The organism is Streptomyces sp. NPDC004721, from assembly GCF_053601495.1.
Genome location: NZ_JBSGBZ010000001.1, coordinates 118,112 through 143,958, shown reverse-complemented (window position 1 = coordinate 143,958; position 25,847 = coordinate 118,112). Strand labels below are relative to the sequence as shown.

Annotated in this window: 22 protein-coding genes; 10 read left to right on the top strand and 12 right to left on the bottom strand. The window is 69.2% G+C overall.

Annotated features, from left to right (window positions below; genetic code table 11):
• Nucleotides 1–119 precede the first annotated feature (119 nt).
• The 5 genes from ACWEK3_RS00685 to dnaA all read right to left on the bottom strand — a co-directional run bounded on the left by ACWEK3_RS00685 (nucleotide 120) and on the right by dnaA (nucleotide 6,827).
• Nucleotides 120–656, bottom strand: a complete 537-nt coding sequence (locus ACWEK3_RS00685; RefSeq protein ID WP_453248591.1) for a DUF721 domain-containing protein — start codon at nucleotides 654–656, stop codon at nucleotides 120–122.
• Entirely contained in the window at nucleotides 653–1,774 is a 1,122-nt protein-coding gene (gene recF / locus ACWEK3_RS00680; protein WP_453248590.1) for a DNA replication/repair protein RecF, read from the bottom strand. The genes ACWEK3_RS00685 and recF overlap by 4 nt, the downstream gene beginning before the upstream one ends.
• A gap of 53 nt (nucleotides 1,775–1,827) precedes the next feature.
• Entirely contained in the window at nucleotides 1,828–2,703 is an 876-nt protein-coding gene (gnd, locus tag ACWEK3_RS00675) for a phosphogluconate dehydrogenase (NAD(+)-dependent, decarboxylating) (RefSeq protein ID WP_453248589.1), read from the bottom strand.
• A gap of 162 nt (nucleotides 2,704–2,865) precedes the next feature.
• Nucleotides 2,866–3,996 (bottom strand): DNA polymerase III subunit beta, encoded by a 1,131-nt coding sequence (gene dnaN / locus ACWEK3_RS00670; RefSeq protein WP_450540259.1) that lies wholly within the window; start codon nucleotides 3,994–3,996, stop codon nucleotides 2,866–2,868.
• Between the two features lie 839 nt (nucleotides 3,997–4,835).
• The gene (dnaA, locus tag ACWEK3_RS00665; protein ID WP_453248588.1) at nucleotides 4,836–6,827 is read right to left on the bottom strand and encodes a chromosomal replication initiator protein DnaA; all 1,992 of its coding nucleotides are present in this window, start codon (nucleotides 6,825–6,827) and stop codon (nucleotides 4,836–4,838) included.
• Nucleotides 6,828–7,203: 376 nt separating this feature from the next.
• Between dnaA and rpmH the strand changes: the two genes are divergently transcribed.
• The 9 genes from rpmH (at nucleotide 7,204) to ACWEK3_RS00620 (ending at nucleotide 14,102) form a co-directional block, all read left to right on the top strand.
• Complete coding sequence (gene rpmH, locus ACWEK3_RS00660) at nucleotides 7,204–7,341, top strand: 50S ribosomal protein L34 (RefSeq protein WP_003956500.1); 138 nt, start codon at nucleotides 7,204–7,206, stop codon at nucleotides 7,339–7,341.
• A 21-nt stretch (nucleotides 7,342–7,362) separates the two neighbouring features.
• Nucleotides 7,363–7,734, top strand: coding sequence for a ribonuclease P protein component (rnpA, locus tag ACWEK3_RS00655; protein ID WP_365417753.1), 372 nt, complete (start codon nucleotides 7,363–7,365; stop codon nucleotides 7,732–7,734).
• Complete coding sequence (gene yidD, locus ACWEK3_RS00650; RefSeq protein ID WP_225076446.1) at nucleotides 7,731–8,084, top strand: membrane protein insertion efficiency factor YidD; 354 nt, start codon at nucleotides 7,731–7,733, stop codon at nucleotides 8,082–8,084. Before rnpA ends, yidD begins: the two co-directional genes overlap by 4 nt.
• Before the next feature lie 3 nt (nucleotides 8,085–8,087).
• Complete coding sequence (yidC, locus tag ACWEK3_RS00645; RefSeq protein WP_450540264.1) at nucleotides 8,088–9,368, top strand: membrane protein insertase YidC; 1,281 nt, start codon at nucleotides 8,088–8,090, stop codon at nucleotides 9,366–9,368.
• Nucleotides 9,369–9,383: 15 nt separating this feature from the next.
• A complete protein-coding gene (locus ACWEK3_RS00640) occupies nucleotides 9,384–9,896 on the top strand; it encodes a Jag family protein (protein WP_361413541.1) in 513 nt (170 codons plus the stop codon).
• A 116-nt stretch (nucleotides 9,897–10,012) separates the two neighbouring features.
• Nucleotides 10,013–10,729 (top strand): 16S rRNA (guanine(527)-N(7))-methyltransferase RsmG, encoded by a 717-nt coding sequence (rsmG, locus tag ACWEK3_RS00635; RefSeq protein WP_365417761.1) that lies wholly within the window; start codon nucleotides 10,013–10,015, stop codon nucleotides 10,727–10,729.
• 252 nt (nucleotides 10,730–10,981) lie between these two features.
• Complete coding sequence (locus tag ACWEK3_RS00630; RefSeq protein ID WP_361413617.1) at nucleotides 10,982–12,055, top strand: ParA family protein; 1,074 nt, start codon at nucleotides 10,982–10,984, stop codon at nucleotides 12,053–12,055.
• Nucleotides 12,052–13,161 carry a ParB/RepB/Spo0J family partition protein gene (locus ACWEK3_RS00625; protein WP_453248587.1) on the top strand — a complete coding sequence of 370 codons (1,110 nt, stop codon included), beginning with the start codon at nucleotides 12,052–12,054 and terminating at the stop codon, nucleotides 13,159–13,161. Before ACWEK3_RS00630 ends, ACWEK3_RS00625 begins: the two co-directional genes overlap by 4 nt.
• A gap of 323 nt (nucleotides 13,162–13,484) precedes the next feature.
• Nucleotides 13,485–14,102: a GNAT family N-acetyltransferase gene (locus tag ACWEK3_RS00620; protein WP_384427112.1), complete on the top strand. Its 618-nt coding sequence runs from the start codon at nucleotides 13,485–13,487 to the stop codon at nucleotides 14,100–14,102.
• Nucleotides 14,103–14,196: 94 nt separating this feature from the next.
• Here ACWEK3_RS00620 and trxA read toward each other — a convergent pair whose 3' ends face one another.
• From trxA to ACWEK3_RS00585, 7 genes are all read right to left on the bottom strand, one after another.
• A complete protein-coding gene (gene trxA, locus ACWEK3_RS00615) occupies nucleotides 14,197–14,529 on the bottom strand; it encodes a thioredoxin (protein ID WP_141359862.1) in 333 nt (110 codons plus the stop codon).
• Nucleotides 14,530–14,572: 43 nt separating this feature from the next.
• Complete coding sequence (trxB, locus tag ACWEK3_RS00610; protein WP_376544251.1) at nucleotides 14,573–15,544, bottom strand: thioredoxin-disulfide reductase; 972 nt, start codon at nucleotides 15,542–15,544, stop codon at nucleotides 14,573–14,575.
• Nucleotides 15,545–15,713: 169 nt separating this feature from the next.
• Nucleotides 15,714–16,589 (bottom strand): anti-sigma factor family protein, encoded by an 876-nt coding sequence (locus ACWEK3_RS00605; RefSeq protein WP_450540269.1) that lies wholly within the window; start codon nucleotides 16,587–16,589, stop codon nucleotides 15,714–15,716.
• Nucleotides 16,586–17,326: an RNA polymerase sigma factor SigM gene (gene sigM, locus ACWEK3_RS00600; RefSeq protein WP_450540271.1), complete on the bottom strand. Its 741-nt coding sequence runs from the start codon at nucleotides 17,324–17,326 to the stop codon at nucleotides 16,586–16,588. The genes ACWEK3_RS00605 and sigM overlap by 4 nt, the downstream gene beginning before the upstream one ends.
• A gap of 26 nt (nucleotides 17,327–17,352) precedes the next feature.
• On the bottom strand, nucleotides 17,353–19,068 hold the full coding sequence (locus ACWEK3_RS00595) for a protein kinase family protein (RefSeq protein WP_450540272.1): 1,716 nt from the start codon (nucleotides 19,066–19,068) through the stop codon (nucleotides 17,353–17,355).
• 118 nt (nucleotides 19,069–19,186) lie between these two features.
• The gene (gene murJ, locus ACWEK3_RS00590; protein WP_450540274.1) at nucleotides 19,187–21,517 is read right to left on the bottom strand and encodes a murein biosynthesis integral membrane protein MurJ; all 2,331 of its coding nucleotides are present in this window, start codon (nucleotides 21,515–21,517) and stop codon (nucleotides 19,187–19,189) included.
• Between the two features lie 46 nt (nucleotides 21,518–21,563).
• Nucleotides 21,564–24,014, bottom strand: coding sequence for a DUF6049 family protein (locus tag ACWEK3_RS00585; RefSeq protein ID WP_450540276.1), 2,451 nt, complete (start codon nucleotides 24,012–24,014; stop codon nucleotides 21,564–21,566).
• A 299-nt stretch (nucleotides 24,015–24,313) separates the two neighbouring features.
• Between ACWEK3_RS00585 and ACWEK3_RS00580 the strand changes: the two genes are divergently transcribed.
• A complete protein-coding gene (locus ACWEK3_RS00580; RefSeq protein ID WP_450540277.1) occupies nucleotides 24,314–25,780 on the top strand; it encodes a CCA tRNA nucleotidyltransferase in 1,467 nt (488 codons plus the stop codon).
• Nucleotides 25,781–25,847 lie beyond the last annotated feature (67 nt).

The window sequence follows — 25,847 nt, the reverse complement described above, 5'->3', positions numbered from 1 at the left end:
GGACGTCAACACTTCGCTACTCCCGGGTCAGGTCGGGATTCGCAAGGGCGTGCGGTTGCACGAAGGACGGCCCTCACACGCCCGGAGATGACCACCACAAACCCGTTGTGTGACGTCTGTCACCCATAGGTGTCGCCGGGGCCCGTGCTGCCCGGCACCCGCAGCGGACCGTACCGGCGGCCGCCGCCACCCGGCCCGATGACCTTGATCGTCCGCACCGCGCCGTGCCCCAGGTCCTCGTTGAGCCGGGCCACCAACGTCGGAGCGAGCAGACGCAGGTTCGTCGCCCACGCCGTCGAGTCGCAGCGCACCGTCAGCACCCGCTCGTCCTCGTCGTACCGATCCGGCACGCAGTGCTTGGCCACATCCGCCCCGACGATCTGCGGCCAGCGCCCCATCACGCCGCCCACCGCGGCCGGCGCCTCCCAGCCGCGCTCGGTGATCAGCCGGTTGATCGCGGCGCCCAGAGCCATGGGATCACGGCCGTCGGCCCGCGCGCCGGAACGCAGACCACCACGCCGCACCTGCCTGCGCTGCTGCGCCGCGTCCCCACGCGCGCGTGCCGCCTCCTTCGCCGCGTGCAGCGCCACGCGCGCGAGGTCGACGCCCGACGGCTCGGGCGCCTTCCCCCGGCCCGGGTCCCGTTCGCCGCTCATACGCGCTCCACCGTCCCGTCCAACACGGCGAACCGCGTACCCGTCAGCACGTGCGGCACGTCGTCGTCGACCGCGGCGGTCACCAGGACCTGCTCACCGGGCGCCACCAGCTCCGCCAGCCGCTCACGGCGACGGGTGTCCAGCTCCGCGAAGACGTCGTCGAGGATCAGCACCGGCTCATTGCCCTCCGCGCGCAGCAGGTCGTACGACGCCAAGCGCAGCGCCAGCGCGAACGACCAGGACTCCCCGTGCGAGGCGTACCCCTTCGCCGGCAGCTGACCGAGCCTGAGCACCACGTCGTCCCGGTGCGGCCCCACCAGCGTCACGCCCCGCTCGATCTCCTGCTTGCGGACGTCCGCGAGCGCGGCCATCAGCTGCGCGAAGAGATCCTCACGCGTGTGTGCCTCGCCGGGCGCCGACGGCTTGTACTCCAGCACGACGGGACCGCCGCCGGGGGCCAGTTGCTCGTACGCCTTGTCCGCCAGCGGCTCCAGCGCGCCGACCAGGTCCAGGCGCTGGGCGAGCAGTTCGGCGCCCGCCCGCGCCAGATGCTGGTCCCACACGTCCAGCGTGGACAGGTCCATCGAACGGCCACCGTGCCGGCGCGCCAGCGCGGCCGACTTCAGCAGAGTGTTGCGCTGCTTGAGCACCCGCTCGTAGTCGGAGCGCACCCCCGCCATGCGCGGAGAGCGCGCCGTCACCAGCTCGTCGAGGAAACGCCGCCGCTCCCCGGGATCGCCCTTGACCAGGGCCAGGTCCTCGGGCGCGAACAGCACGGTGCGCACGATGCCCAGCACATCCCGCGGCCTGACCTGCGAGGACCGGTTGATACGGGCGCGATTGGCCCGGCCGGGGTTCAGCTCCAGCTCGACCAGCTGCTGCCGCTCGCCCTGCCGCACCTGCGCCCGGATCACCGCACGCTCGGCGCCCATGCGGACCAGCGGAGCGTCGGAGGTGACCCGGTGGCTGCCGAGCGTGGCCAGGTAGCCGATCGCCTCGACGAGGTTCGTCTTGCCCTGGCCGTTGGGGCCGACGAACGCCGTGACACCCCGGTCGAGCGGAACCTCGGCCCGGCCGTACGAGCGGAAGTCGGCCAGCGACAGATGCGTGACGTGCATGGTCGTTCGCCGACCTCCCCCGGCGTTGCGGACCGCCGAGGCGGTCCGGTGGACTACTTCTTCTCCACGGCGTGACCGCCGAACTGGTTACGCAGCGCGGCGATCATCTTCATCTGCGGCGAGTCCTCCTGGCGCGAGGAGAACCGCGCGAACAGCGAGGCCGTTATCGCGGGCAGCGGCACGGCGTTGTCGATGGCCGCCTCCACAGTCCACCGGCCCTCGCCGGAGTCCTGCGCGTAGCCCCTCAGCTGCTCCAGGTGCTCGTCCTCGTCGAGGGAGTTCACCGCCAGGTCGAGCAGCCAGGAGCGGATGACGGTGCCCTCCTGCCAGGAGCGGAAGACCTCGCGGACGTTCTCCACGGAGTCGACCTTCTCCAGCAGCTCCCAGCCCTCGGCGTAGGCCTGCATCATCGCGTACTCGATGCCGTTGTGGACCATCTTGGCGAAGTGGCCCGCCCCGACCTTGCCGGCGTGCACCGCGCCGAGGTCGCCCTCCGGCTTGAGCGCGTCGAAGACCGGCTGCACCTTGGCGACGTTCTTCGCGTCGCCGCCGTACATCAGCGCGTAGCCGTTCTCCAGGCCCCAGACGCCGCCGGAGACGCCGCAGTCGACGAAGCCTATGCCCTTGGCGGCCAGCTCCTCGGCGTGCCTCTCGTCGTCCGTCCAGCGGGAGTTCCCGCCGTCCACGACCACGTCGCCGGGCTCCAGCAGTTCGGCGAGGGCGTCGATCGTGCCCTGGGTGGGCTCGCCGGCCGGGACCATCACCCAGACCACGCGCGGGCCGTGAAGTTTGTCCACAAGCTCTTCCAGGCTGTGGACATCGGCGAGGTCCGGGTTGCGGTCGTATCCGATGACGGTGTGGCCGGCGCGGCGGATCCGCTCGCGCATGTTGCCACCCATCTTGCCGAGGCCGACGAGACCGAGCTCCATCAGTTGCGTTCCTTAGGTTTCACGACGTGACGTTCCGGCACTTTCGTACCTGCGTCCGAGCCTAGACCCGGACGCTCGCGCACATCCGTGGGCATAAGCGCTCATACGTATGCCCGGACCTGGGGTCGCCACCTGCGGAAACGCGCCCAGCCGTCAGCCCGCTCAGCCGCTCAGCCGCACCGGCATGATCAGGTACTTGTAGGCGTCGTCCGCCTCGGCGTCCACCGCGGGCTTGCCGCTGAGCAGCGCCGGCTTGGTGGACGTCGTGAAGGACAGCTGGGCCACCGGGGAGTCGATCGCGCTGAGGCCGTCCAGCAGGAACGTCGGGTTGAAGGCGATCGAGATGTCGTCGCCCTCCAGCTGCGCGTCGACCCTCTCCACAGCCTGTGCGTCGTCGCTGGAGCCGGCCTCCAGGATCAGCACGCCCTGCTCGAAGCTCAGGCGCACCGGGGTGTTGCGCTCGGCGACCAGCGCCACGCGCTTGACGGCCTCCACGAAGGGGGCGGTCTCGATGACGGCCACGGAGTTGAACTCCGTCGGGAACAGGGTGCGGTACTTCGGGAGGTCGCCCTCCAGCAGGCGCGTGGTTGTACGCCGCCCGGCGCCCTCGAAGCCGATCAGGCCCTCACCGGCACCCGAGCCGGACAGCGCCAGGATCACGCTGTCGCCGCTGGTCAGCGCCTTGGCGGTGTCCAGCAGGGTCTTGGCGGGCACCAGGGCGACCGCGGAGGCGTCCGGGTTCTCCGGCTTCCACAGGAACTCGCGGACCGCGAAGCGGTAGCGGTCGGTGGAGGCCAGCGTGACGGTGTCGCCCTCGATCTCGATGCGGACACCGGTCAGCACGGGCAGCGTGTCGTCGCGGCCGGCCGCGATCGCCACCTGCTGCACGGCGGAGGCGAAGACCTCGCCGGGGACCGTGCCCGTCGCGTTCGGCATCTGCGGGAGCGCCGGGTACTCCTCCACAGGCAGGGTGTGGAGGGTGAACCGCGAGGAGCCGCAGACCACCGTCGCCCGTACACCGTCTGTGGAGATCTCCACCGGGCGGTTGGGCAGGGCGCGCGAGATGTCGGCGAGCAGGCGGCCGGAGACGAGGACCGTGCCCTCCTCGTCGACCTCGGCCTCCACGGACACGCGCGCGGAGACCTCGTAGTCGAAGCTGGACAGGCTCAGCTGCCCGTCCTCCGCCTTGAGCAGCAGGCCGGCGAGAACAGGCGCCGGCGGACGGGCCGGGAGGCTGCGAGCCGCCCAGGCCACTGCCTCCGCGAGTACGTCGCGTTCCACCCGGATCTTCACCGTAAGCCGCCTCCTGCTGTTGCTACTGAGTCCTCCGACTCGGTGTCACCGCCCACTGGGACGGGAAGGACACCGGGGACCAGTCTGACGCACGGCACTGACAGTAGGCGCCTGTCGGGGTCAAGTCGCTCCGAGGGGCGGTCGGGCTCGAGAGCTCGAGTTGTGCACAGGCCCCGCTTCGAAACGGATTCCGCACTCTCTCTAGTCGGGAGTAGTAGTAGGCCCTGTGGATACCGTGGATAACCACGTTTTCCCAGCTCAGCGCGGAAATTTTGTCCACTGGCCCTGTGGGTGGGACCGGTGGACAACCGGGCGTCTCTGTGGAGAACCGGAAGTTCTGCACACCTTGCCCACAGCCCGAGGGCAGTTCTCCCCAGCTGCGTCCCCAGGTTTACCCACGTTTCCCACACGCCAATCGCGCACCTCGGTGTGACGGCTTTCACTCGACGCGGTGACCGGGGGCGTCGCGTTGCCGAACAGTGGACAGGGGTGTGGAGAAGCAGTCGATCATTGGGGACAACGGCCCCCAGCCTGTGGGTCGCCGGTGGACAACTTTGGCCGTGTCCTGTGGATCATCGCTTCGTCCACAGTCTGTGGAGAGCGTTCGTCCACGATTCCACAGGCCCCTGAGCTGGTGTGATGGTGTTGCGACCACACAGCCTGTGGAAGCGATCTGGACAACTTCCCGGTCCCCAGGATGTGGACGGAAAAAAGTCGCCGAATCTGTGGAGGACGGCCGTGACCCGGTGCGGATTCGAACAGCGCCGGACGCCGCAACGCGCTCAGGGCGCCCCCGGGATCCGCTCCCGGAGGCGCCCTGAGCGCCGCTGTGCGTGTTCTCAGCCGTTCTTGATGCGGTTGGTCAGCTCCGTGACCTGGTTGTAGATGGAGCGCCGCTCGGCCATCAGCGCGCGGATCTTGCGGTCGGCGTGCATGACGGTCGTGTGGTCGCGGCCGCCGAACTGGGCGCCGATCTTCGGCAGCGACAGATCGGTCAGCTCACGGCACAGGTACATGGCGATCTGGCGGGCGGTGACCAGGGCCCGGCCGCGCGAGGTGCCGCACAGGTCCTCGACGGTGAGGCCGAAGTAGTCGGCCGTGGCCGCCATGATGGCCGGCGCCGTGATCTCCGGGGCCGTGTCCTCGCCGCCGGGGATCAGGTCCTTCAGGACGATCTCCGTCAGGCCCAGGTCCACCGGCTGCCGGTTGAGCGAGGCGAACGCCGTCACCCGGATCAGCGCGCCCTCCAGCTCGCGGATGTTGCGCGAGATCCGGGAGGCGATGAACTCCAGCACCTCCGGCGGGGCGTTCAGCTGCTCCTGCACCGCCTTCTTGCGCAGGATCGCGATACGGGTCTCCAGCTCGGGCGGCTGGACGTCGGTGATCAGGCCCCACTCGAACCGGTTGCGCAGCCGGTCCTCCAGGGTCACCAGCTGCTTGGGCGGCCGGTCGCTGGAGAGCACGATCTGCTTGTTGGCGTTGTGGAGGGTGTTGAAGGTGTGGAAGAACTCCTCCTGCGTCGACTCCTTGTCCGCGAGGAACTGGATGTCGTCGACGAGCAGGATGTCCATCTCGCGGTAGCGCTTGCGGAAGCTGTCGCCCTTGCCGTCGCGGATGGAGTTGATGAACTCGTTGGTGAACTCCTCCGAGCTCACGTAGCGCACGCGCGTACCCGGGTACAGGCTGCGCGCGTAGTGGCCGATCGCGTGCAGCAGGTGGGTCTTGCCGAGTCCGGACTCCCCGTAGATGAACAGGGGGTTGTACGCCTTGGCGGGTGCCTCGGCGACGGCGACCGCGGCCGCGTGCGCGAAGCGGTTGGACGCGCCGATGACGAACGTGTCGAAGAGGTACTTGGGGTTCAGGCGCGCGGTCGGCTCGCCGGGGCCGGCCGCCGGTGCGGGCTGTGCGGCCAGCGGGCCGGGGGCGCCGGTGGTGGGCAGGTTCGGGCCCACCGGGCCGCCGCGGTGCACCTGGCCGGAGCCGGCCGGTGGCTCGGGCGGCTCGCGGTGGCCGACGTCGCGCTGGTCGTAGTCGCGGGCGTCGTACTCGCCGCGGGACGGGTCGTAGTCGGAGCGCGGCTGGTCGTAGGGCGGGCGCTCCATCGACGGGGACCGGTAGTCCTGCGCGTAGGAGTCCTTGGCCGGCGGATACGCGTCCTGGTGGCCGTACCCGGTGTCCTGCGGGCCGTAGGCGTCCTGGGACGGCGAGGCGTAGGGGTCGCGCTCCGGGAAGCCGAGCCGCTGCTGCTGCCATCCGTAGTCGTCCTGGTGGTGGCGCGGCCAGGCGCCGGGCTCGGGACGCTGGTACTCGGCGTACTCCGACGGATAGGCGGGGCGGGCGTTCGGGAGGTGGTCGCCGCCGTCCGCCGGCTGCGGGCCCGTGCGCGGGGGCGTCAGATGGTCGCCCTGACCGCCCGGGAACTGGTCGGGGCGGCCGGGACGGTGGACGTCCGCCCGGCGCCGGCCGTAGCCCTCGTAGCCGCCGCCATGGCCCGCGGGCAGCTCCTGGTCCTCGTAGCGCGGCGCCGGTGCGGGCGCGGGGGCCTGGGACTCGCCGACGGAGCTGTCGACGGTGATCGCGATCCTGATCGGGCGGCCGCACTCACGGCTCAGCGTCTCGCTGACGACCGGTGCGAGGCGCCCTTCGAGTACGCCCTTGGCGAACTCGTTCGGTACGGCGAGCAACGCGGTGTCCGCGACCAGCGCGAGCGGCTGGCAGCGCCGGATCCAGTGCTCGTCCTTCGTCTCGACGCCCTGTCCGCGTCCCTCGCCGAGAAGCTGCTCCAGAACTCGTGGCCACACTGCGGCAAGATCGGCAGGTACGTCAGCCACAGGGCACGCTCTCTCACAGGTCCCGCGAACGTGTGGTGCGGGACGGGTCGGTATCTAAAACGGGTGGGGCGGGGGACATGGGAACGAATCGGAGTCCAGTCACGGTAGTCAGGGCCACGGGTGCGGTTCAAGTCGTTGTCCCCAGGCTGTGGACAGTGTCCCTCGGGGGCGGCCGGTTTGACCGGATGGCGCAGCCGCGCGTACCGTGACCAGGTCGAGTTGTCGATGGCTGCTGCCGCCTGCCTCCGAAGGGCACAGATCGCGTCAAGGGTGATCGGAAAGCGGTGCACTCGGGCGTTACTGCGAGCTGATCGTGGGCGCACGGTGACAGCCAGGACGGCACCCCGCCACTACTGATTCTTTCTGGAGCCCCCGAGTGAGCAAGCGCACCTTCCAGCCGAACAACCGTCGTCGCGCGAAGACCCACGGCTTCCGGCTGCGTATGCGCACCCGTGCCGGCCGCGCGATTCTCGCGTCCCGCCGCAGCAAGGGTCGCGCCCGTCTGTCCGCCTGATTCCGGTCAGGTCATGACATCGTGCTGCCCACCGAGAACCGGCTGAGGCGGCGCGAGGACTTCGCGACCGCGGTACGGCGAGGGCGTCGAGCCGGACGCCCGCTTCTCGTCGTCCATCTACGTAGCGGTGCCACGGACCCGCACGTGCCAGGGGAGAGCGCTCCCCCGTCACGTGCGGGTTTCGTCGTGAGCAAGGCGGTGGGTGGCGCGGTCGTCCGCAACACGGTGAAGCGCAGACTTCGCCATCTGATGCGTGACCGAGTCGCCTTGCTGCCCCCCGGTAGCCTGGTAGTCGTACGAGCGCTGCCCGGTGCGGGCGACGCCGATCACGCACAGCTGGCCCGAGACCTGGATGCCGCCCTGCGACGGCTGCTGGGAGGGGGCACGCGATGAAGTACCCGCTGCTGGCTCTGATCAAGCTGTACCAGTGGACCATCAGCCCGTTGCTCGGGCCGGTGTGCAAGTACTACCCGTCGTGTTCCCACTACGGCTACACGGCCATCGACCGGCACGGTGCGATCAAGGGAACGGCGCTCACGGCGTGGCGCATCCTACGGTGCAATCCGTGGTCGCTCGGCGGTGTGGACCATGTTCCGCCGCGTAAGCGTCCGCGGTGGCACGAAATGCTGCGTGACGCCTGGCGTGCGCGCAGGGGCGGGCCCTCCGCCGCCGAAACGGCCACCGACGGGAAGATGCCGGCGGTCCCGGCCGCAGAGACCTCGCCCCATGCCCAAGGAGCATGATTAGTGGACACGATTGCCAGCCTCTTCAGCTTCATCACGACACCCGTTTCCTGGGTCATCGTCCAGTTCCACACGGTGTACGGCACGATCTTCGGCCCTGACACCGGGTGGGCCTGGGGCCTGTCCATCGTGTCCCTGGTGATCCTGATCCGCATCTGCCTGATCCCGCTCTTCGTGAAGCAGATCAAGGCGACCCGGGCGATGCAGACGCTCCAGCCCGAGATGAAGAAGATCCAGGAGCGCTACAAGAACGACAAGCAGCGCCAGTCCGAAGAGATGATGAAGCTGTACAAGGAGTCGGGTACCAACCCGCTCTCCTCGTGCCTTCCCATCCTGGCGCAGTCCCCGTTCTTCTTCGCCCTGTATCACGTGCTCAACGGCATCGCGACGGGCAAGACGATCGGCGTCATCGACGATCAGCTGCTCGCCAGTGCCCGTAAGGCGCACATCGTCGGGGCGCCGCTCGCCGCGAAGTTCATGGACAGCACCGACAAGGTCGCCGCGCTCGGCGCCTCGCTGACCGACGTCCGTGTGGTGACCGCGGTCATGATCATCCTGATGTCGGCGTCGCAGTTCTACACGCAGCGCCAGTTGATGACGAAGAACGTCGACACGACGGTGAAGACGCCGTTCATGCAGCAGCAGAAGATGCTGATGTACGTCTTCCCGGTCATGTTCGCCATCTTCGGCATCAACTTCCCCGTCGGTGTCCTCGTCTACTGGCTGACCACCAACGTGTGGACCATGGGCCAGCAGATGTACGTCATCCACAACAACCCGACCCCGGGTTCCAAGGCCCAGGCTGCCTACCTGGAGCGGCTCTTCAAGCACGTCACGCACCACGGCAAGACCCGCAACCGGCGTGAGAAGGCCATCGTCAAGGCGATCGTCGTCAAGGGCCGTGACCGCAACGACTTCGAGCGCAAGTTCATCAACGGTCTGAACAAGGCGGGTCTCGCGGCCCAGCCCGACGGCTCCGTGATGAAGAGCGACGGCGCCGCCGTCGCACAGGCCGAGGACGGTACGACCACCACGGCGACCGCCACCGCTCCCCGGCGCCAGCAGCCCAAGCGGCAGACCAAGTCGCAGCGTCAGTCGGGCGGTACGAAGCCGGCCGATGAGGCGACGGAGTCTCCGTCGCTGACCAAATCCGACGAGCCGGAGGACGCTCCGGCCGCAGCCGGCAAGAAACCCGCCTCGAAGCCCGGCAACGGCGCCCGCAGCAAGGCCCAGTCCGGACAGCGCAAGGGTCCGCAGCGGCCCAAGTCCCCGTCCAAGAAGTAAGAAGGAGCCCATCCCGTGACGGAAGGCACCACCTCCGCCGCTGCCGAGGGCGCGGACGCCCTGACCCGCCTGGAGCAGGAGGGCGAGATCGCGGCGGACTACCTCGAAGGTCTACTGGACATCGCTGACCTCGACGGTGACATCGACATGGATGTCGAGGCCGACCGCGCCTCTGTCTCGATCATCAGTGACACCGGCGGTCGCGACCTGCAGAAGCTGGTCGGCCGTGACGGTGAGGTGCTGGAGGCACTGCAGGAGCTCACGCGCCTGGCCGTGCACCGGGAGACCGGCGACCGCAGCCGTCTGATGCTGGACATCGCGGGCTACCGCGCCAAGAAGAGGACCGAGCTGTCCGAGCTGGGTGCGAAGGCCGCAGCCGAGGCCAAGAGCAGTGGCGAGCCCGTGAAGCTGGAGCCGATGACTCCGTTCGAGCGCAAGGTCGTCCACGACGCGGTCAAGGCCGCCGGCCTGCGCAGCGAGTCGGAGGGCGAGGAGCCGCAGCGCTTCGTCGTCGTGCTTCCCGCCTGAGCGGTCCCACGTTCCACCGGCCCCGTCTGTTGCGCAGGCGGGGCCGTACTTTGTCAGCCTGGTAGTTCTGGTGGTCGGCGCCGAGAGCGCCGATGCGGTACGGAAGGACGGTCCCCGTGACGGCGGAAGCGGAGCTCCCCCCTGCGCCCGAGCAGGCACGTGACGTATTTGGTGATCGCTTCACGGATGCGGTCCGGTACGCCGAGCTGCTGGCCGAGGCCGGAGTGCAGCGAGGGCTCATCGGCCCGCGTGAGGTACCCCGCCTGTGGGAGCGGCATCTGCTGAACTGTGCGGTGCTCTCGGAGGTGGTTCCCGAGGGGGTGACGGTGTGCGACGTCGGCTCGGGCGCCGGCCTGCCGGGTATCCCCCTGGCCCTGGTCCGGGAGGACCTGAAGATCACGCTGTTGGAGCCGCTGCTGCGGCGCACCAACTTCCTCACCGAGGTTGTGGAGCTGCTGGGGCTCGACCACGTCACCGTTGTCCGGGGCCGTGCCGAGGAGGTGATGGGCAAGCTTCCGCCGGTGCATGTGGTGACCGCCCGCGCGGTTGCGCCGCTGGACCGCCTGGCCACGTGGGGCATCCCGTTGCTGCGTCCCTACGGGGAGATGCTCGCCCTCAAGGGGGACACTGCCGAGGAGGAGCTGAAGAGCGCGGCCGCCGCCCTGAGCAAGCTCGGTGCGGTGGAGACCTCCATCCTGCATGTGGGTGAGGGCATCGTGGATCCGAGCTCCACCGTCGTGCGGGTCGAGGTCGGGGAAAGCCCGGGCGGCGTACGCTTCGCGGCCAAGCGGGCGAAGGCGGCGCGGACAGGACGGACGCGACGGCGTCGATAGCCGCCCGTACTCCACACAAGCTGCCAAACCTCCACATGCCGGAGTGTCGCGACAGTCCGGCCACGGCCGCTGTGCATCGTGTTTCACGTGAAACGTCGCTCACTGCTGCACGGCATCATCAACCGTGGCCGCGCCGCGGCCCAACCCCGCGACCGCAAGCCTCTCAGTTCACTCGGACAGGGAATGGAGTTGTCCACAGAGGTGGATTTCTCCACAGAACGTCAGGCCTCACTGGTTCACGACCCCGAAGGCATGGGAGGCTCTGTTCATTGCGAGCCTGAAGTCGAGGAGAGTGAATCCTTGCGGTCCGACGCCAACATTGCGGGACCGATGACCGATCCGGTCCCCGGTCCCCGTACCGAATCGATGGGGGAGGATGTTTCACGTGAAACGCCGCCCCCGATGGACGACACTCCCATCGGTCGTGCTGCCCAACTGGCGGTCGAGGCTCTGGGCCGCGCCGGCGAGGGTCTGCCCCAGCCCGAACAGACCCGCGTCATGGTGGTCGCCAACCAGAAGGGTGGCGTGGGCAAGACGACGACGACTGTCAATCTTGCCGCTTCGCTGGCTCTGCACGGTGCCCGCGTCCTGGTGGTCGACCTGGACCCACAGGGCAATGCCTCCACGGCGCTGGGCATCGACCATCACGCCGAAGTCCCCTCCATCTACGACGTCCTGGTGGAGAGTAGGCCGCTGGCCGAGGTCGTCCAGCCCGTCCCCGATGTCGAGGGTCTCTTCTGCGCTCCCGCCACGATCGATCTCGCCGGTGCGGAGATCGAGCTGGTGTCCCTGGTGGCGCGGGAGAGCCGGTTGCAGCGGGCGATTCAGGCCTACGAGCAGCCGCTGGACTACATCCTCATCGACTGCCCGCCCTCGCTCGGCCTGCTGACGGTCAACGCGCTCGTCGCCGGCCAGGAGGTCCTCATCCCGATCCAGTGCGAGTACTACGCGCTGGAAGGCCTGGGCCAGTTGCTCCGCAATGTCGACCTGGTCCGGGGGCACCTCAATCCCGACCTGCATGTGTCGACCATCCTGCTCACCATGTACGACGGCCGGACGCGCCTTGCGTCCCAGGTCGCGGAAGAGGTGCGCAGCCACTTCGGTGACGAGGTGCTGCGGACGAGCATTCCCCGCTCCGTCCGTATCTCCGAGGCACCGAGCTATGGGCAGACGGTGCTGACTTACGATCCAGGGTCAAGCGGTGCCCTCTCCTATCTTGAGGCGGCACGAGAAATCGCGCTGAGGGGCGTCGGTGTCAGCTACGACGCCACGCACGCTCACCTCGGCGCACAGGGTGATCCGAACATGGTGGAGGGGATTCAGTGAGTGAGCGACGGAGGGGGTTGGGTCGTGGTCTCGGCGCGCTGATCCCCGCTGCCCCGACCGGGGAGAAACCGCCGGCTCCGGCGACGGCGGGGGGCGCGGACTCCGCATCGTCCACGGCTGTCCCGAGGCTGACCGGTGACCGGGGGGTGGCGGCGGCGAAGGTGACCACACTGCCGCCTGTTTCACGTGAAACATCGCAGCCGTCGGCGAGCAGCCCGGCTGAGATGAACACGTCCGTGATGGGCGCCCACTTCGCTGAGATCCCCCTCGACTCCATCACGCCGAACCCGCGCCAGCCGCGTGACGTCTTCGACGAGGACGCGCTGGCCGAGCTCGTCACCTCCATCAAGGAGGTCGGACTCCTCCAGCCCGTCGTTGTCCGGCAACTCGGTCCCGGGCGCTATGAGCTCATCATGGGTGAGCGGCGCTGGCGGGCCTGTCGTGAGGCGGGGCTCGCGGCCATCCCGGCGATCGTGCGGGCCACGGATGACGAGAAGCTTCTTCTGGACGCCCTGCTGGAGAACCTGCACCGGGCCCAGCTGAACCCGCTGGAAGAGGCGGCCGCCTACGACCAGCTGCTGAAGGACTTCAACTGCACGCACGACCAGCTGGCGGACCGGATCGGCCGTTCCCGCCCGCAGGTTTCCAACACGCTGCGTCTGCTGAAGCTCTCCCCGGCGGTGCAGCGCCGGGTCGCCGCCGGAGTCCTCTCGGCCGGACATGCCCGGGCGCTGCTCTCCGTCGAGGACTCGGAGGAGCAGGACCGACTGGCGCATCGGATCGTCGCCGAGGGTCTGTCGGTGCGGGCGGTCGAGGAGATCGTGACCTTGATGGGGTCACGGCCGACGGCGGCTCCTCGCTCCAAGGGTCCGCGTGCCGGCGGGCGGGTCTCGCCGGCACTGTCCGACCTCGCGACGCGTCTGTCCGACCGCTTTGAGACGCGGGTGAAGGTCGACCTGGGACAGAAGAAGGGCAAGATCACCGTCGAGTTCGCTTCCATGGAGGACCTGGAGCGCATCCTCGGCACGCTGGCTCCGGGCGAGGGCCCGGTCATGCAGAAGAGTCTTCTGGACGGCGAAGAGCCGGAGAAGGAGACGGAGGGCTGAGCCCGTCCGAGGGACGGTTTCGGCTCGATCGAGCGACACAGGCGGGTCGTGTCCGGTGTGTACCGGAACACGGCCCGCTCTTTGCTTTCAGGCGGTATCGATGCAATCGCATCGTCGATACGATGCGCTTGGGTATGACGCATCCACCCAGCGGTACCTCTAGAGGGAGGCAGGGGCATGCGAACGGTGAGCCGCACCGGAATGCTCGGCGCGGTCTTGGGGCTGGGTGCGGTCGGCGGATTCGTCGGCAGCCTCCTCAAGGAACGCAGCGCTCTGACAGCCGCGCGTGGCGCCGCGGGCGAAGGAAGCGAGGAACAGCCTTCATGGGCCGCAGGCTCGTACCGCTCACGCTGGACAACCTTCAAGACCTTCCCCAGCGCTGCCGGGCGTGCGTCTTCTGGGAGCTGGACCCCGTCAGTGGTGAAGCCGCGCTGAAGGCCGGCACATCCGTGGCGGAAAAGGAAGCGTGGATCTCCGCCGTCCTGCTGGACTGGGGCTCCTGTGGCCGCGTCGTCTACGTCGATGACGCACCCGTGGGCTTCGTGCTCTACGCTCCCCCCGCCTACGTCCCCCGTTCCACGGCGTTTCCCACGAGCCCCGTTTCTCCGGACGCGGTGCAGCTGATGACCGGCTTCCTCATGCCGGGCTACCAGGGGCAGGGGCTGGGCCGTGTGATGGTCCAGACGGTCGCGAAGGACCTGCTGCGGCGGGGCTTCAAGGCCATCGAGGCATTCGGGGACGCTCGCTGGAAGGAACCCGCCTGCATGCTCCCCGCCGACCATCTGCTGGCCGTGGGGTTCAAGACGGTCCGGCATCACCCGGCCCACCCGCGGCTTCGGCTGGAGCTGCGTTCGACGCTGTCCTGGAAAGAGGACGTGGAGATGGCGATCGACCGGCTGCTGGGCGCTGTGCAGAAGGAACCGGCGCTGAGGCCGCTGTAGGCGAGCTGCCACATGCGAATGGGCCAACCCTTCAGGGTTGGCCCATTCGTGTTTCACGTGAAACATCGCCGCCCTCTCGGCGGCCCTGCCGTGATTACTCGGCGACGAAGTCCTCGAGGTCGCGAACGATCGCAGCCTTCGGCTTCGCGCCCACGATGGTCTTGGCGACCTCGCCGTTCTGGTAGACGTTCAGCGTCGGGATGGACATGACCCCGTACTTGGCAGCGGTGTTCGGGTTTTCGTCGATGTTGAGCTTGACGACCTCGATCTTGTCGCCGTACTCGGCGGCGATCGCCTCGAGGGACGGAGCGATCTGGCGGCAGGGACCGCACCAAGCGGCCCAGAAGTCCACCAGGACGGGCTTGTCGCTCTTCAGGACGTCCTGCTCGAAGGAGTCGTCGGTCACGTTCTTCAGGGTGCCGGCCACAGCGGGCTCCTTAACTGGTCGTGCGGTGGGGTGGTTGGGGGTCTCAGACGGTGGACTTCTCGGGCTCGGCCTTCTGCTCGTTGTCCGCGAGGGCCGCGAGGAAGCGCTCGGCGTCGAGGGCGGCGGAGCAGCCGGTGCCCGCCGCGGTGATCGCCTGGCGGTAGGTGTGGTCGACCACGTCGCCGGCGGCGAAGACACCGGTCAGGTTGGTGCGGGTGGACGGCGAGTCGACCTTCAGGTAACCCTCCTCGTCTAGGTCCAGCTGGCCCTTGAAGAGCTCCGTACGCGGGTCGTGGCCGATCGCGATGAACAGGCCCGTCACCGGCAGGTCCGACAGCTCGCCGGTCTTGACGTTGCGCAGCTTCAGGCCGGAGAGCTTCTGGTCGCCCTGGATCTCGGCGATCTCGCTGTCCCAAACGAACTTGATCTTCGGGTCGGCGAAGGCGCGCTCCTGCATCGCCTTGGAGGCACGCAGGGTGTCCCGGCGGTGGACGACCGTGACGGACTTGGCGAACCGGGAGAGGAAGGTGGCCTCCTCCATGGCGGTGTCACCGCCACCGATCACGGCGATGTCCTGCTCCCGGAAGAAGAAGCCGTCACAGGTGGCGCACCAGGAGACACCCCGACCGGAGAGTGTGTCCTCGTTCGGCAGACCGAGCTTGCGGTGCTGCGAGCCGGTGGTGACGATGACGGCCTTGGCCCGGTGCACCGTGCCCGCGGTGTCCGTGACGGTCTTGATCTCACCGCTCAGGTCGACGGAGACCACGTCGTCCGGGATGAGCTCGGCGCCGAAACGCTCGGCCTGCGCACGCATGTTGTCCATGAGCTCGGGTCCCATGATTCCGTCGCGGAAGCCGGGGAAGTTCTCCACGTCGGTGGTGTTCATCAGGGCACCACCCGCGGTGACCGCACCCTCGAAAACCAGCGGCTTCAGCGACGCGCGCGCGGTGTAGAGCGCCGCCGTGTAACCGGCGGGCCCGGAGCCGATGATGATCACGTTACGGACATCGCTCACGGCTTGATTCCTCGTCTCTGGACTGTGTCGTACGGCCGGTGGGAGCCTCTCTCACAGCTCTCACCCCACCCAACGGATCCTAAGGGGCATGCATTCCCGGTGTGCCAGGGCACACGGGGGCGCGACAGCGCACGGGATGCCATGCAGCGCGAGGACCGAGCGTGCGAGCTCAGGAACGCGCGTAGGAGTGCGACAACAGCACCTTGGCCGTGACGTCCGGGTGGCGGACGCAGGTCGCGTCGACCAGGTAGGCCGTGACACGGGTGCTGTCGCCGGAGGCATCGGGCAGCACGATGAGATAGGCCTCCTTGCCGTCATAGGTGCCCGCCCGGGCGGCGAGCGGGGTGCCGCTGTCGTTGATGCCCTGCCGTACGCATGAGGGGACGGTCGGGGGCTGGCTCTTCAGTAGCTTGGGCTTGTCGGTACCGGCTGCGGATTCCACGCCGAAGTCGTGCGGCGTGTGGGTGTCCCTGCGCGACCGCTGCTCCTGGGCGAGGAGATCGGCGACCTCGCTCTTGAGGGTGCCCGCGGAGAAGGTGTCTGCGGACGCGCTCGGACGATCGTGTGCCGCGGTGTCGGACCGCTTGTCGTCGTGGAGCGACGTCAGAACCACGGTTGTCACCCCCAGGGCGGCGAGGGCGACGACGGAGCCCAGAACGGCGACCCTGTGGCGTCCCCGCCGGGTCCCTGTCTTGCGACCGGGTCCGGTGCTGGAGGCGCGAGGGTGACCGGATGGGCGATCCGCGGCCGATGTTTCACGTGAAACACGCGCGCCACCGGTGACCGAGGGTCCCGTGACTGAGGCCTCGGCGGCGAGAGCCGCATCGATACGGTCCGCCACGTCGGCCGGCATGGCAGGCACACCCGGCAGGGTGCCGAGCAGATCACGGATCTCCGTCAGCGACGTGTGGACGTCGGCGCACAGCTCGCACTCGTCCAGATGCCGCTGGAGGTCCTCGGCCCGGGAGGGATCGAGGAGGCCCTCGGTGAGGTCGGAGATCTCGGTGACGTCCGGGTGCCCGGCCGTGTCTGTCGTGGATGTCACGCTCGCCCACCTCCGCCCTTCACAGCAGCTGAATCGCTTGATCCCGTGTCCTGCGTGTGTCTGCCCTCGGGGCGCGCGCCTTCAGGATCCGTCGTCGGTGGGACGGATGTCCCCTCCGCCCGGTTCCGTCCCGCGCCCGATTCCTTCTCCTCACGGGTGCGTCCCGGTCGCAGATGGGTGAGCAGCGGCAGGAGTCTCGCTCGGCCCCGGGCGCAACGGCTCTTCACCGTTCCGGTCGGAACATCGAGGATGCGGGCGGCTTCGGCGACCGGGTAGCCCTGCATGTCCACGAGCACCAGGGCGGCCCGCTGATCGGGTGGGAGAGTGTCCAGAGCCTCGACGAGTTGCCGCTGCACGTCGTTCCTCTCGGCGGGCGCCGAGGCCGACTCGTGCGGCTCCAGCAACTGCTCCAGGCGCTCGGTGTCGCTCACGGGCGAGGTCTTGCGCGAAGCGGCCTTGCGGACCCGGTCCAGGCAGGCGTTCACCGTGATCCGGTGCAGCCAGGTCGTGACGGCCGACTGGCCGCGGAAGGTGCCCGCGGCCCGGTAGGCGGAGACGAACGCGTCCTGCACGGCGTCAGCGGCCTCCTCGCGGTCGCCCAGTGTGCGCAGGGCGACCGCCCAGAGACGATCACGATGGCGGCGTACGAGCTCACCGAAGGCTTCGGGGTCGCCCTCCACATGACGGGTGAGCAGCTCCTGATCGCTCGCTCCGCCGTATCCGGCGCCGTCCGCCATCTGACCCCTTCCCCCTCGGTGGGACGTCAGCCCGTGAACTTCACATCGGTGATGGCCTGCTTGTATCCGCCATTGCTGTACTGGTCCCCGGACGCGTACGGCAGGGCGGTGAGCCACACCAACACGTACTGGGTCTTCACCGGCTTCGTGACCTTCACGGTGGCGGTGGTCCCGCTCGTCTGGACGCTGCCGATCTTCTGCATCGAGCTCAGCGAGGAAGGCGTCAGGGAATCCGCCGCGTACAGCTCGACCGTTGTGTGGTCCCCGCCGTAGAGGAGCCCTATGGTCGCCGCGGAGAGCTCCTTGGCCGCGCCCACGTCATAGACGATGCCCACACCCGGCTTGTACGGCGCCAGGGTCGGACCGTCGACGAAGCTGTTGGTCCGCCAGTACGTCGAACTGTTTCCGTCGTACGTCTTGGCTACGTCGTTGGGGTGCTGGGCGTCTCCCTTCGCGACGTACTCCCGCGCCCCCTGGATCTGGAGCGGCTGGGCCGGCTTCGGCTGGTTGTCGTTCTTGTCGTTGTCGTCCTGGGTCTGCGTCTGGGTGTCGTCGGACTTGCCGCCCTGGTCCAGGAGGGCGTCCGCGAGCTGCCAGCTGCCAAGGCCCAGGGCGGCGATGAGGAGGGCCGAGACGGCCCACTTCAGGGCCTTGCCGGTGCGGCTCTGCAGCGGAGGCGGCGGGGCCGGGACCGGCTGGGTGACACCGGGGTGCGGTGCCGGACGGCCGTACGCGCCCTGCTGGTAGGAGGTGCCCTGGTACTCCGGCGGTGCGGTGAACGTCGGCTCCGGCGGCCGGACGCGCGGCATCTCACCGATCGCCTTGACCAGTTCCTCCGGGGTGGTGCACGCCGACTCGTGGCGGGAGGCGGTGGCGCCGTCGTTGACGAGGGCGCGCATGGCGAGTTCGGACAGACCCCGGTGGACGCCCGCGCGCACCTGGTCGGGGGCGATGAGGCCGATGTCCTTGGGCAGGCCGGACAGGCCGTAGGCGTCGCTCTCGTACGGCCAGCGCTGGGTGAGCGCCGCGTACAGCAGGGCGCCGATCGCCTCGGTGTCGGCTCGCTGCGGGGTGTCGGAACTGATGCCGCGCAGCGCGGCGTTCACGGCGAGGCCGCGGACCCGCCACTGTCCGGTGGAGGTGCGCAGTACGGCATTGGGGTTCAGGCGCAGATGGGCGAGGCCCTCGCGGTGCGCGGCGGCCATGGCGGAGGCGATCTGGCTGACCAACTGGTAGGCGTCGTGCGGCTCCAGAGGGCCCGAGGCCAGAAGCGTGGTCAGCTCCGTCGCGTCGGGCAGCCACTCGTGGACGACGTAGACGAGGTCGTTCTCCTCGACGGCGTCGAGCACCTGCACGAAGCGGGGATCGCCGAGCAGCGCGGAGGAGCGGGCCGCGGCCAGCACGGACCGGGCTCGCGTATGGTCCGCGGGCAGGATGTGCACCCCGACGGCGCGACGGAGCTTCTCGTCCACCGCTCGCCAACTGCTGAATCCGTCCAGACGGGTGACGCACTCCTCGAGGCGGTAGCGTCCGGCCAGTTTGTGGCCGCTGTGAAGTTCGGTCGGTGAGGCCATCTTTCCGGGACTCTCCGTCCCGCCGCTCCCCTGTGCCTCGTCGTTGTCCGTGCCCCGGTCCCGATTCTGGGCCACCCCGTCGGACGTGGACTGGTCCGCCTCGGCGGTCAGCGACTGCTCGCCGCTGTTGTCTGCCACGTCGACGGCAGCCGTGATTCGTTCCGCCACCGTCGCTCCTGCCTCCCCATCCATCGCGCGCTGTCCGACGCCGAATCCAATTGTGCCCACAGTCCGCCGCTATGCACGACACACGGCTGCGGACGATGGTTGTGCGCCTACCCCCGACTCAACGCCCCAGGCGCCCGCGGACCATGCCCACGAGACCGTTGACTTCCTCGATGCGCATCCGGCGGGCGGCGACGAAGAAGACTCCGAGCAGCAGTACGCCACCGGCCAGCAGTGCGACGAACGACCCGAAGACGCCCTGCCCCAGCGAGTGGCCGATGCCGTAGCAGGCCGCGCCGCTGAGCAGCGCCGCCGGCACCGAGGCGATGCACAGCCGCGCGTACGTCCGCAGCACACGGGAGCCGTCGAGGTCGCCGCCCAGCCGCTGGCGCAGCCGGCGCCAGGCGACCCCGACGCCGATCGCGTACGCGAGACCGTACACGGCCGCCATGCCGGCCACGGACCAGCGGGCCGGAAGCAGGAAGTAACACAGGAGTGAGGCAACCGCGTTGACCGTGGCCACGATGACCGTGTTGTAGAAGGGCGTGCGGGTGTCCTCGTAGGCGTAGAAGGCGCGCAGGACGACGTACTGCACGGAGTACGGGATCAGGCCGAGTCCGAAGGCCATCAGCATGTAGCCCATGTTGGTGGCGGCCGTGGTGCCCTGGGAGCCGAAGATCAGCGTGCACATGGGGATGCCGAGCGCGAGGAACCCGAAGGAGATCGGCACGATGGCGACCGCCGTCGTCCGCAGACCCTGCGAGATGTCGTCGCGGACCGCGCCGGCGTCGTTCTCGGCGGCCGAGCGCGAGATGCGGGGCAGCAGGGCCGCCATCAGCGAGACCGTGATGATGGCTTGGGGCAGGCCCCAGATCAGCTGGGCGTTGGCGTAGGCGCTGAAGCCAGTGCCGTCGATGTGCGTGCGGGCGACCGCGGAGGTGGCCAGCTGGGTGACCACCAGGGCGCCCGCCTGGTTGGCGAGGACGAAGAGGACCGTCCACTTGGCCAGCATGGCGGCCTTGCCGAGGCCGTGTCCCTTCCAGTCGAAGCGCAGACGGAGCTTGAACCCGGTCTCGCGCAGGTACGGGATCATCGCGAGTGCCTGCACGACGAGGCCGAGGAGCACGCCGACGCCGAGCAGCCGCTGGCCCTCCGGCGGGATGGTCGTGACGGTCATGTGGGAGTTCGCGGCCGTGCCGTAGACCCACAGGAACGTGCCGAGCGTGAAGATGATGACGATGTTGTTCAGGACCGGCGTCCACATCATCGCGCCGAACTTGCCCCGGGCGTTGAGGATCTGGCCCATCACCACGTGGACGCCCATGAAGAAGATCGAGGGCAGGAAGTACCGGGTGAAGGTGATGCCGACCTCGTTGGCCGCCGGATTGCTGGCGACCGAATTGGAGAGCATCCGGACCAGAAGCGGCGCCGCGAACATCGTGAGGGCGGTGAGCACGCCCAGTGCGACCATCACCAGGGTGAGCAGCCGGTTGGCGAACGCCTCGCCCCCGTCGTCGTCCTCCTTCATGGCGCGGACGAGCTGCGGGACGAACACGGAGTTCAGGCCACCGCCGACGGTCAGGATGTAGATCATCGTCGGCAGCTGGTAGGCCACCTGGAAGGTGTCGCCCAGCAGGGCCGTGCCCAGTGCGGCCACGATCATCGCCGAGCGGATGAACCCGGTGAGCCGGGAGACCATCGTGCCCGCCGCCATGACGGCGCTCGACTTCAGCAGCCCCGCGGCCTTCCCGCCCTTCTTCGCCGCCGGAGCGGGGGCGGGCTCGGCAGCCGGGGCAGAGGCCTCGGCGATGGCCGGTGCGGCGGCGTACGGTCCCATCGGCCCCTGACCGGCGGCCGGGGCCGGGGCGGGGCCGGGAACCGACGGGACGGCCATCTGCGGGCGTCCGCCCATGTCCTGCGGTGGCTGGTAGCCGTGCTGTCCCGGACCTTGGTGGCCGTAGCCGTCCTGGCGCATGTCCGGACGGCCGCCCTGCTGCTGGTCACGGAAGAGGTGGGCGAAGGCGTCCGGCTCGTGGTGCTCCTCGCCGGAGTTGCTGACCAGGTCGTCGACGCCGACGAACTGCGTGGTGCGGGGATCCTCGCCGTGCGGCAGGTACTGGGTGGGGCCCGAGGGCTCCGGCGGCGGGGTCTGCGCCCACACCCGTGGGTCGGGGGCGTACGGAGACTGTGCGGGGCGGCCGTACAGCGGCTGCTGCGGCCCGTTCGTGCCCGGAGGAGGCGGAGGGTGCGCGGCGCGGTCGTACAGCGCCTCGCTGACCGGGTCCTGGGCGGTGAGGTCCTGCGCCCGGTAGGGGTCGTCGTCGTAGGCGTCCTGGAGGTACGTGTCCGCAGGAGGCTGGGGCGGCGTCTGGCCGTGTCCGGGCGGCGGAGCGTCGGGGTGGCCCGAGCCGCCCACGGCCTGGCCGCGGTCACCGTCGTACGGCGCGTTCATGCTTTACCCCACCTCATCGTCCCGGGCCCTCCGGGCCACGACATCCTCAACGGTCCACTTTCTCACCCGTGCCGGACGGGTCTGCGCTTTCCGCTTCGGTGTCCGGTGCCGGGTCACTCGGCTGCTCCGGGTCGTCTGCCCGGGACCGGGTGCCGGACTCTTCTGTGAGACGACCGGCAGTGCCTTCGAGGTTCTCCGGCTCGCCGCCTTCCGGCTCGGCCGCGCTCTCACCGGCTTCTCCGGCGCCGTCCTCACCGTCCTGCGCCTCCTCGGCGCTCCCGGCGTCCTGCGGGTCCTGGGCGGCCTCCTTGGCCGTCGCCCGCTTGCGCTGGGTGTACATGCGGAAGCCGGCGAGGACGAGCAGCAGGACGCCGCCGCCGATGACCAGCATCACCGTGGCCGTGATCTCGGTGACCTTCACGTCGAAGGTGACGGGCGCGCCGTACTCCCGGCCGTCCTGCGTGTAGAGCTGGGCGACCACCGTCACGGGACCGTTGGCGTTGGCCGACGTGGGGAACTTCACGGACTGGCTGTGCCCGCCGGAGACCGCGACGGGCTGTTCCGCGTACGCCTTGCCGCGGATCTTGAGGCGGGTGGGGTTGGTCGAGGTGAGCCGCAGCATCAGGTGGTCGACACCCTGCACCAGGTTGTTCTGCACCGTCACCGGGATCGTGGCACTGCGGCCGGAGAGCTTCGTCTCCGACTTGTCGATCAGCTTGACCTGCTCGGAGAGGTCGTCGAGATACGCCTCCACGCCGTCCCGGAAGCTGGACGCCTCACCGGTCCGGCCGCGCCACGACGTGGCCATCTCGCGGTTCATGCCCCGTCCGAAGGGCGTGACGACCCGGGACGGGTCGGTGAGGACGACCTGGAAGTTGTCGACCTTGTCCTGCGTCCTGGCGATCGCCCAGAAGGCGGCTCGCCCGAGTTCCTTCTTGCGTAGCGAGGAGGGGTAGTCCGCGGTGGACGGGATCTTCGTGGTGGCACTGGGGTCGGGCTTGGCCGCGGCGGCCGCGTTCAGGTCCTGCGACTGGGACCAGGTGCTCTGCTGGAGGGCCGTCAGCGCCTGCGCCATGGCCTGGGCCTGGGGGGCGGTGGGCATGCGCTGCGGGGCCACGACGATGCTGCGCTGCCGACTCGTCTGGCTGTCGAGCTCCAGGCTCTGGGCGAGGAACTGCTGCACGGCGAGCGTGGTGGCGCCGGCCTGCGTCATTTCGCCCTCGAACGCCGTCGACAGGCGGGCGTCCGCGACGACCGCCGTGGTGCCGCCGCCGATCGGACGGGCGGCGGAGGGCGTGTAGGTGAGCCCGCCGGTCTCCTGGAGGCTGTCGCTGCGCGTGATGACCTTGTCGGCGCCCGCGGAGGTGGCGACCTTGACGATCGACCGGTCGATGGCGCCGTCCACGGGCCAGGCGAAGTCCGTGTTCGGTTTCACGTGGAGCACCGTCTCCACCGTGCCTGCGGCGACGTCGGTGGCGTCCTTGAACTGACTCAGTGAGCCGGTGACGCTCGTGCCGTGGTGGGCGAGGGAGGCCAGGTCGGGGTCGGCGAAGGGCAGTGCCACGACGTCCTTGCCCGCCACCGCCTGCTGGAGCTCGGCGAGCCACTTCTTGGCGACATCCTGATGGGTGCCCGGCACGGGTGCGCCGTCCCCGGTCTGGATGCGGTAGTTACGGGTCATGGCGTCGACGGACGCCAGCAGGTCGGGGTCGATCACCCAGGTGACGTCGAGATCCTTGCCCAGCGACAGCATCTGCTCCAGGCGTCCGCCGGGAGCGATGTCCTTGGCGAGGTCGTCGTCGAGGAAGACCGGCGTCTGCTGTGCTCCGGGGCCCGTCTCGGCCGTCATGTGGACGTCGGACACGAGCGGCCACAGATAGGTCGTCTTCGTCTTCGTGCCCGCGTCGTTCGGCTGCCACGGCAGGAACGTGCGCTGGATGCCCAGGACCTGCTCCCAGGGCTGGGCGGAGGTCTGGCCGGACAGCGAGACGGAGAGCTCGTAGACCCCGTTCGTGCCGAGGTTCAGCTTGTCGACCGGCACGGAGACGCTGAAGTGCTGGGCGACGCCCGGAGCGAGCCGGGTGAACTTCTGGACGTACTTGTCGCCGACCTCGGGTCCGTCGGCGGCCGGATCGAACCGGCTGCGCTGGGCCACGCTGTCGATCGCCGAGCGGGTGTCCAGCTCCGGGCCCACGCGCAGGCCCACGTGGGCGTCGGTGACAGCCTGCTTGCCCTTGTTCGTCACCGTGCCGGAGACGGTCAGCGTGTCCCCGTCCGAGGGGGTGCTGGGGCTGAGCGAGTCGAGGGAGACGGCCACCGTACGCGAGCCCGACGCGGCCTGCTGGGACTCCTGCCCGGCAGCGTGTGCGGACGGCATGGCGGGCAGTTGGAGCAGAGCGGCCAGCAGCGGTGCTCCGGCGAGCAGCGCCCCGGCACGCCGCAACCGGCGGCGGGCAGGTGAGGGACTGGTCCCCTGGAAGTCTGCCGCCTCGGCCACGCGCTCGCCCGTCCCTCGTCGTCAGTGGTCGTCGGAATGTGCGTCCACGCATGGTAACGATGTGCGCCGAGGGGAAGTGCCACGGAGGCGGTCTCAAGATCGCTGGACGCGAGTGGACGCCCTGGATATGCCCGTATCCGGGGATGCTGTTCGTTACGTCACAAAGACAGGGTTTGAGCAGGTAATAAAGGGGTCTGCCGCGGTGGCCCCCGGTGGTGCCGTTCCGGCGGACCGGCCGAGCCCCGTGCCCGAACAATGACGGCGCGGTCCAGTGCCCGGGCCACGTACCCTTTTCTGTTGTGCCGAACGCCAACGAAGACACTTCCCCTGCCCTGAACCAGGTGCAGCAGCGCGCGGTGAGCGAGTTGCTGCGGGTGGCCCCCGTCGCCGACGAGCTCGCGCGCCGTTTCCAGGAGGCCGGGTTCTCCCTCGCCCTGGTCGGAGGCTCGGTCCGGGACGCGCTGCTCGGCCGGCTCGGCAACGACCTGGACTTCACGACCGACGCCCGCCCCGAGGACGTACTGAAGATCGTGCGGCCATGGGCGGACGCCGTCTGGGAGGTCGGGATCGCCTTCGGCACGGTCGGGGTGCAGAAGCAGGCCCGCGTCGGGGACGCCGACCGGTGCTTCCAGATCGAGGTGACCACCTACCGGTCCGAGGCCTACGACCGCTCCTCGCGCAAGCCCGAGGTGTCGTACGGCGACTCCATCGAGGAGGACCTCGTCCGCCGTGACTTCACGGTCAACGCCATGGCCGTGGCGCTGCCGGAGAAGACGTTCATCGACCCGCACGGCGGGATCGGCGACCTCGAGGCGCGTGTGCTGCGCACCCCGGGCACACCCGAGGAGTCCTTCTCCGACGATCCGCTGCGCATGATGCGGGCCGCGCGCTTCGCCGCCCAGCTCGACTTCGACGTCGCCCCCGAGGTCGTCACGGCGATCAAGGACATGGCGGGGCGCATCGAGATCGTCTCGGCGGAGCGGGTCCGGGACGAGTTGAACAAGCTGATCCTGTCGGCCCACCCGCGCAAGGGCCTGACCCTGCTCGTCGACACCGGTCTCGCCGGCCATGTCCTGCCCGAGCTGCCCGCCCTCCGCCTGGAGAGCGATGAGCACCACCGGCACAAGGATGTCTACGACCACACGCTGATCGTGCTGGAGCAGGCGATGGCGCTGGAGGAGGAACCCGACCTGGCCCTCCGCCTCGCTGCCCTTCTGCATGACATCGGCAAGCCGCGCACGCGCCGCTTCGAGAAGGACGGCCGGGTCTCCTTCCACCATCACGAGGTGGTCGGCGCGAAGATGACCAAGAAGCGCATGATCGCGCTGAAGTACTCCAACGAGCTGGTGAAGGACGTTTCACGGCTGGTCGAACTCCACCTGCGGTTCCACGGCTACGGCACGGGCGAGTGGACGGACTCGGCTGTCCGCCGCTACGTCCGTGATGCCGGCCCGCTGCTCGACCGTCTCCACAAGCTGACCCGCTCGGACTGCACCACCCGCAACAAGCGCAAGGCGGCCGCGCTGTCCCGGGCGTACGACGGTCTGGAGGAGCGCATCGCCCAGCTCCAGGAGCGGGAAGAACTCGACGCGATCCGCCCGGACCTCGACGGCAACCAGATCATGGAGATCCTGGGCGTCAAGCCCGGCCCGGCCGTCGGCAAGGCGTACAAGTACCTGCTGGAGCTCCGCCTCGAGAACGGCCCGATGGAGCACGATGCGGCGGTGGCGGCCCTCAAGGAGTGGTGGGCCGAGCAGGAGGAGTAGGGCTGAGATCGTGTGAAGAGGGCCCGTGTTTCACGTGAAACACGGGCCCGGGAAACGCCAAGGGGCG

What these genes read in the sequence shown, in the direction of transcription:
- ACWEK3_RS00685 (WP_453248591.1), bottom strand. Translation starts at nt 656, where the DNA reads ATGAGCGGCGAACGGGACCCGGGCCGGGGGAAGGCGCCCGAGCCGTCG.
- recF (WP_453248590.1), bottom strand. Translation starts at nt 1,774, where the DNA reads ATGCACGTCACGCATCTGTCGCTGGCCGACTTCCGCTCGTACGGCCGG.
- gnd (WP_453248589.1), bottom strand. Translation starts at nt 2,703, where the DNA reads ATGGAGCTCGGTCTCGTCGGCCTCGGCAAGATGGGTGGCAACATGCGC.
- yidD (WP_225076446.1), top strand. Translation starts at nt 7,731, where the DNA reads ATGAAGTACCCGCTGCTGGCTCTGATCAAGCTGTACCAGTGGACCATC.
- ACWEK3_RS00630 (WP_361413617.1), top strand. Translation starts at nt 10,982, where the DNA reads ATGGGAGGCTCTGTTCATTGCGAGCCTGAAGTCGAGGAGAGTGAATCC.
- ACWEK3_RS00620 (WP_384427112.1), top strand. Translation starts at nt 13,485, where the DNA reads ATGGGCCGCAGGCTCGTACCGCTCACGCTGGACAACCTTCAAGACCTT.
- sigM (WP_450540271.1), bottom strand. Translation starts at nt 17,326, where the DNA reads ATGGCGGACGGCGCCGGATACGGCGGAGCGAGCGATCAGGAGCTGCTC.
- murJ (WP_450540274.1), bottom strand. Translation starts at nt 21,517, where the DNA reads ATGAACGCGCCGTACGACGGTGACCGCGGCCAGGCCGTGGGCGGCTCG.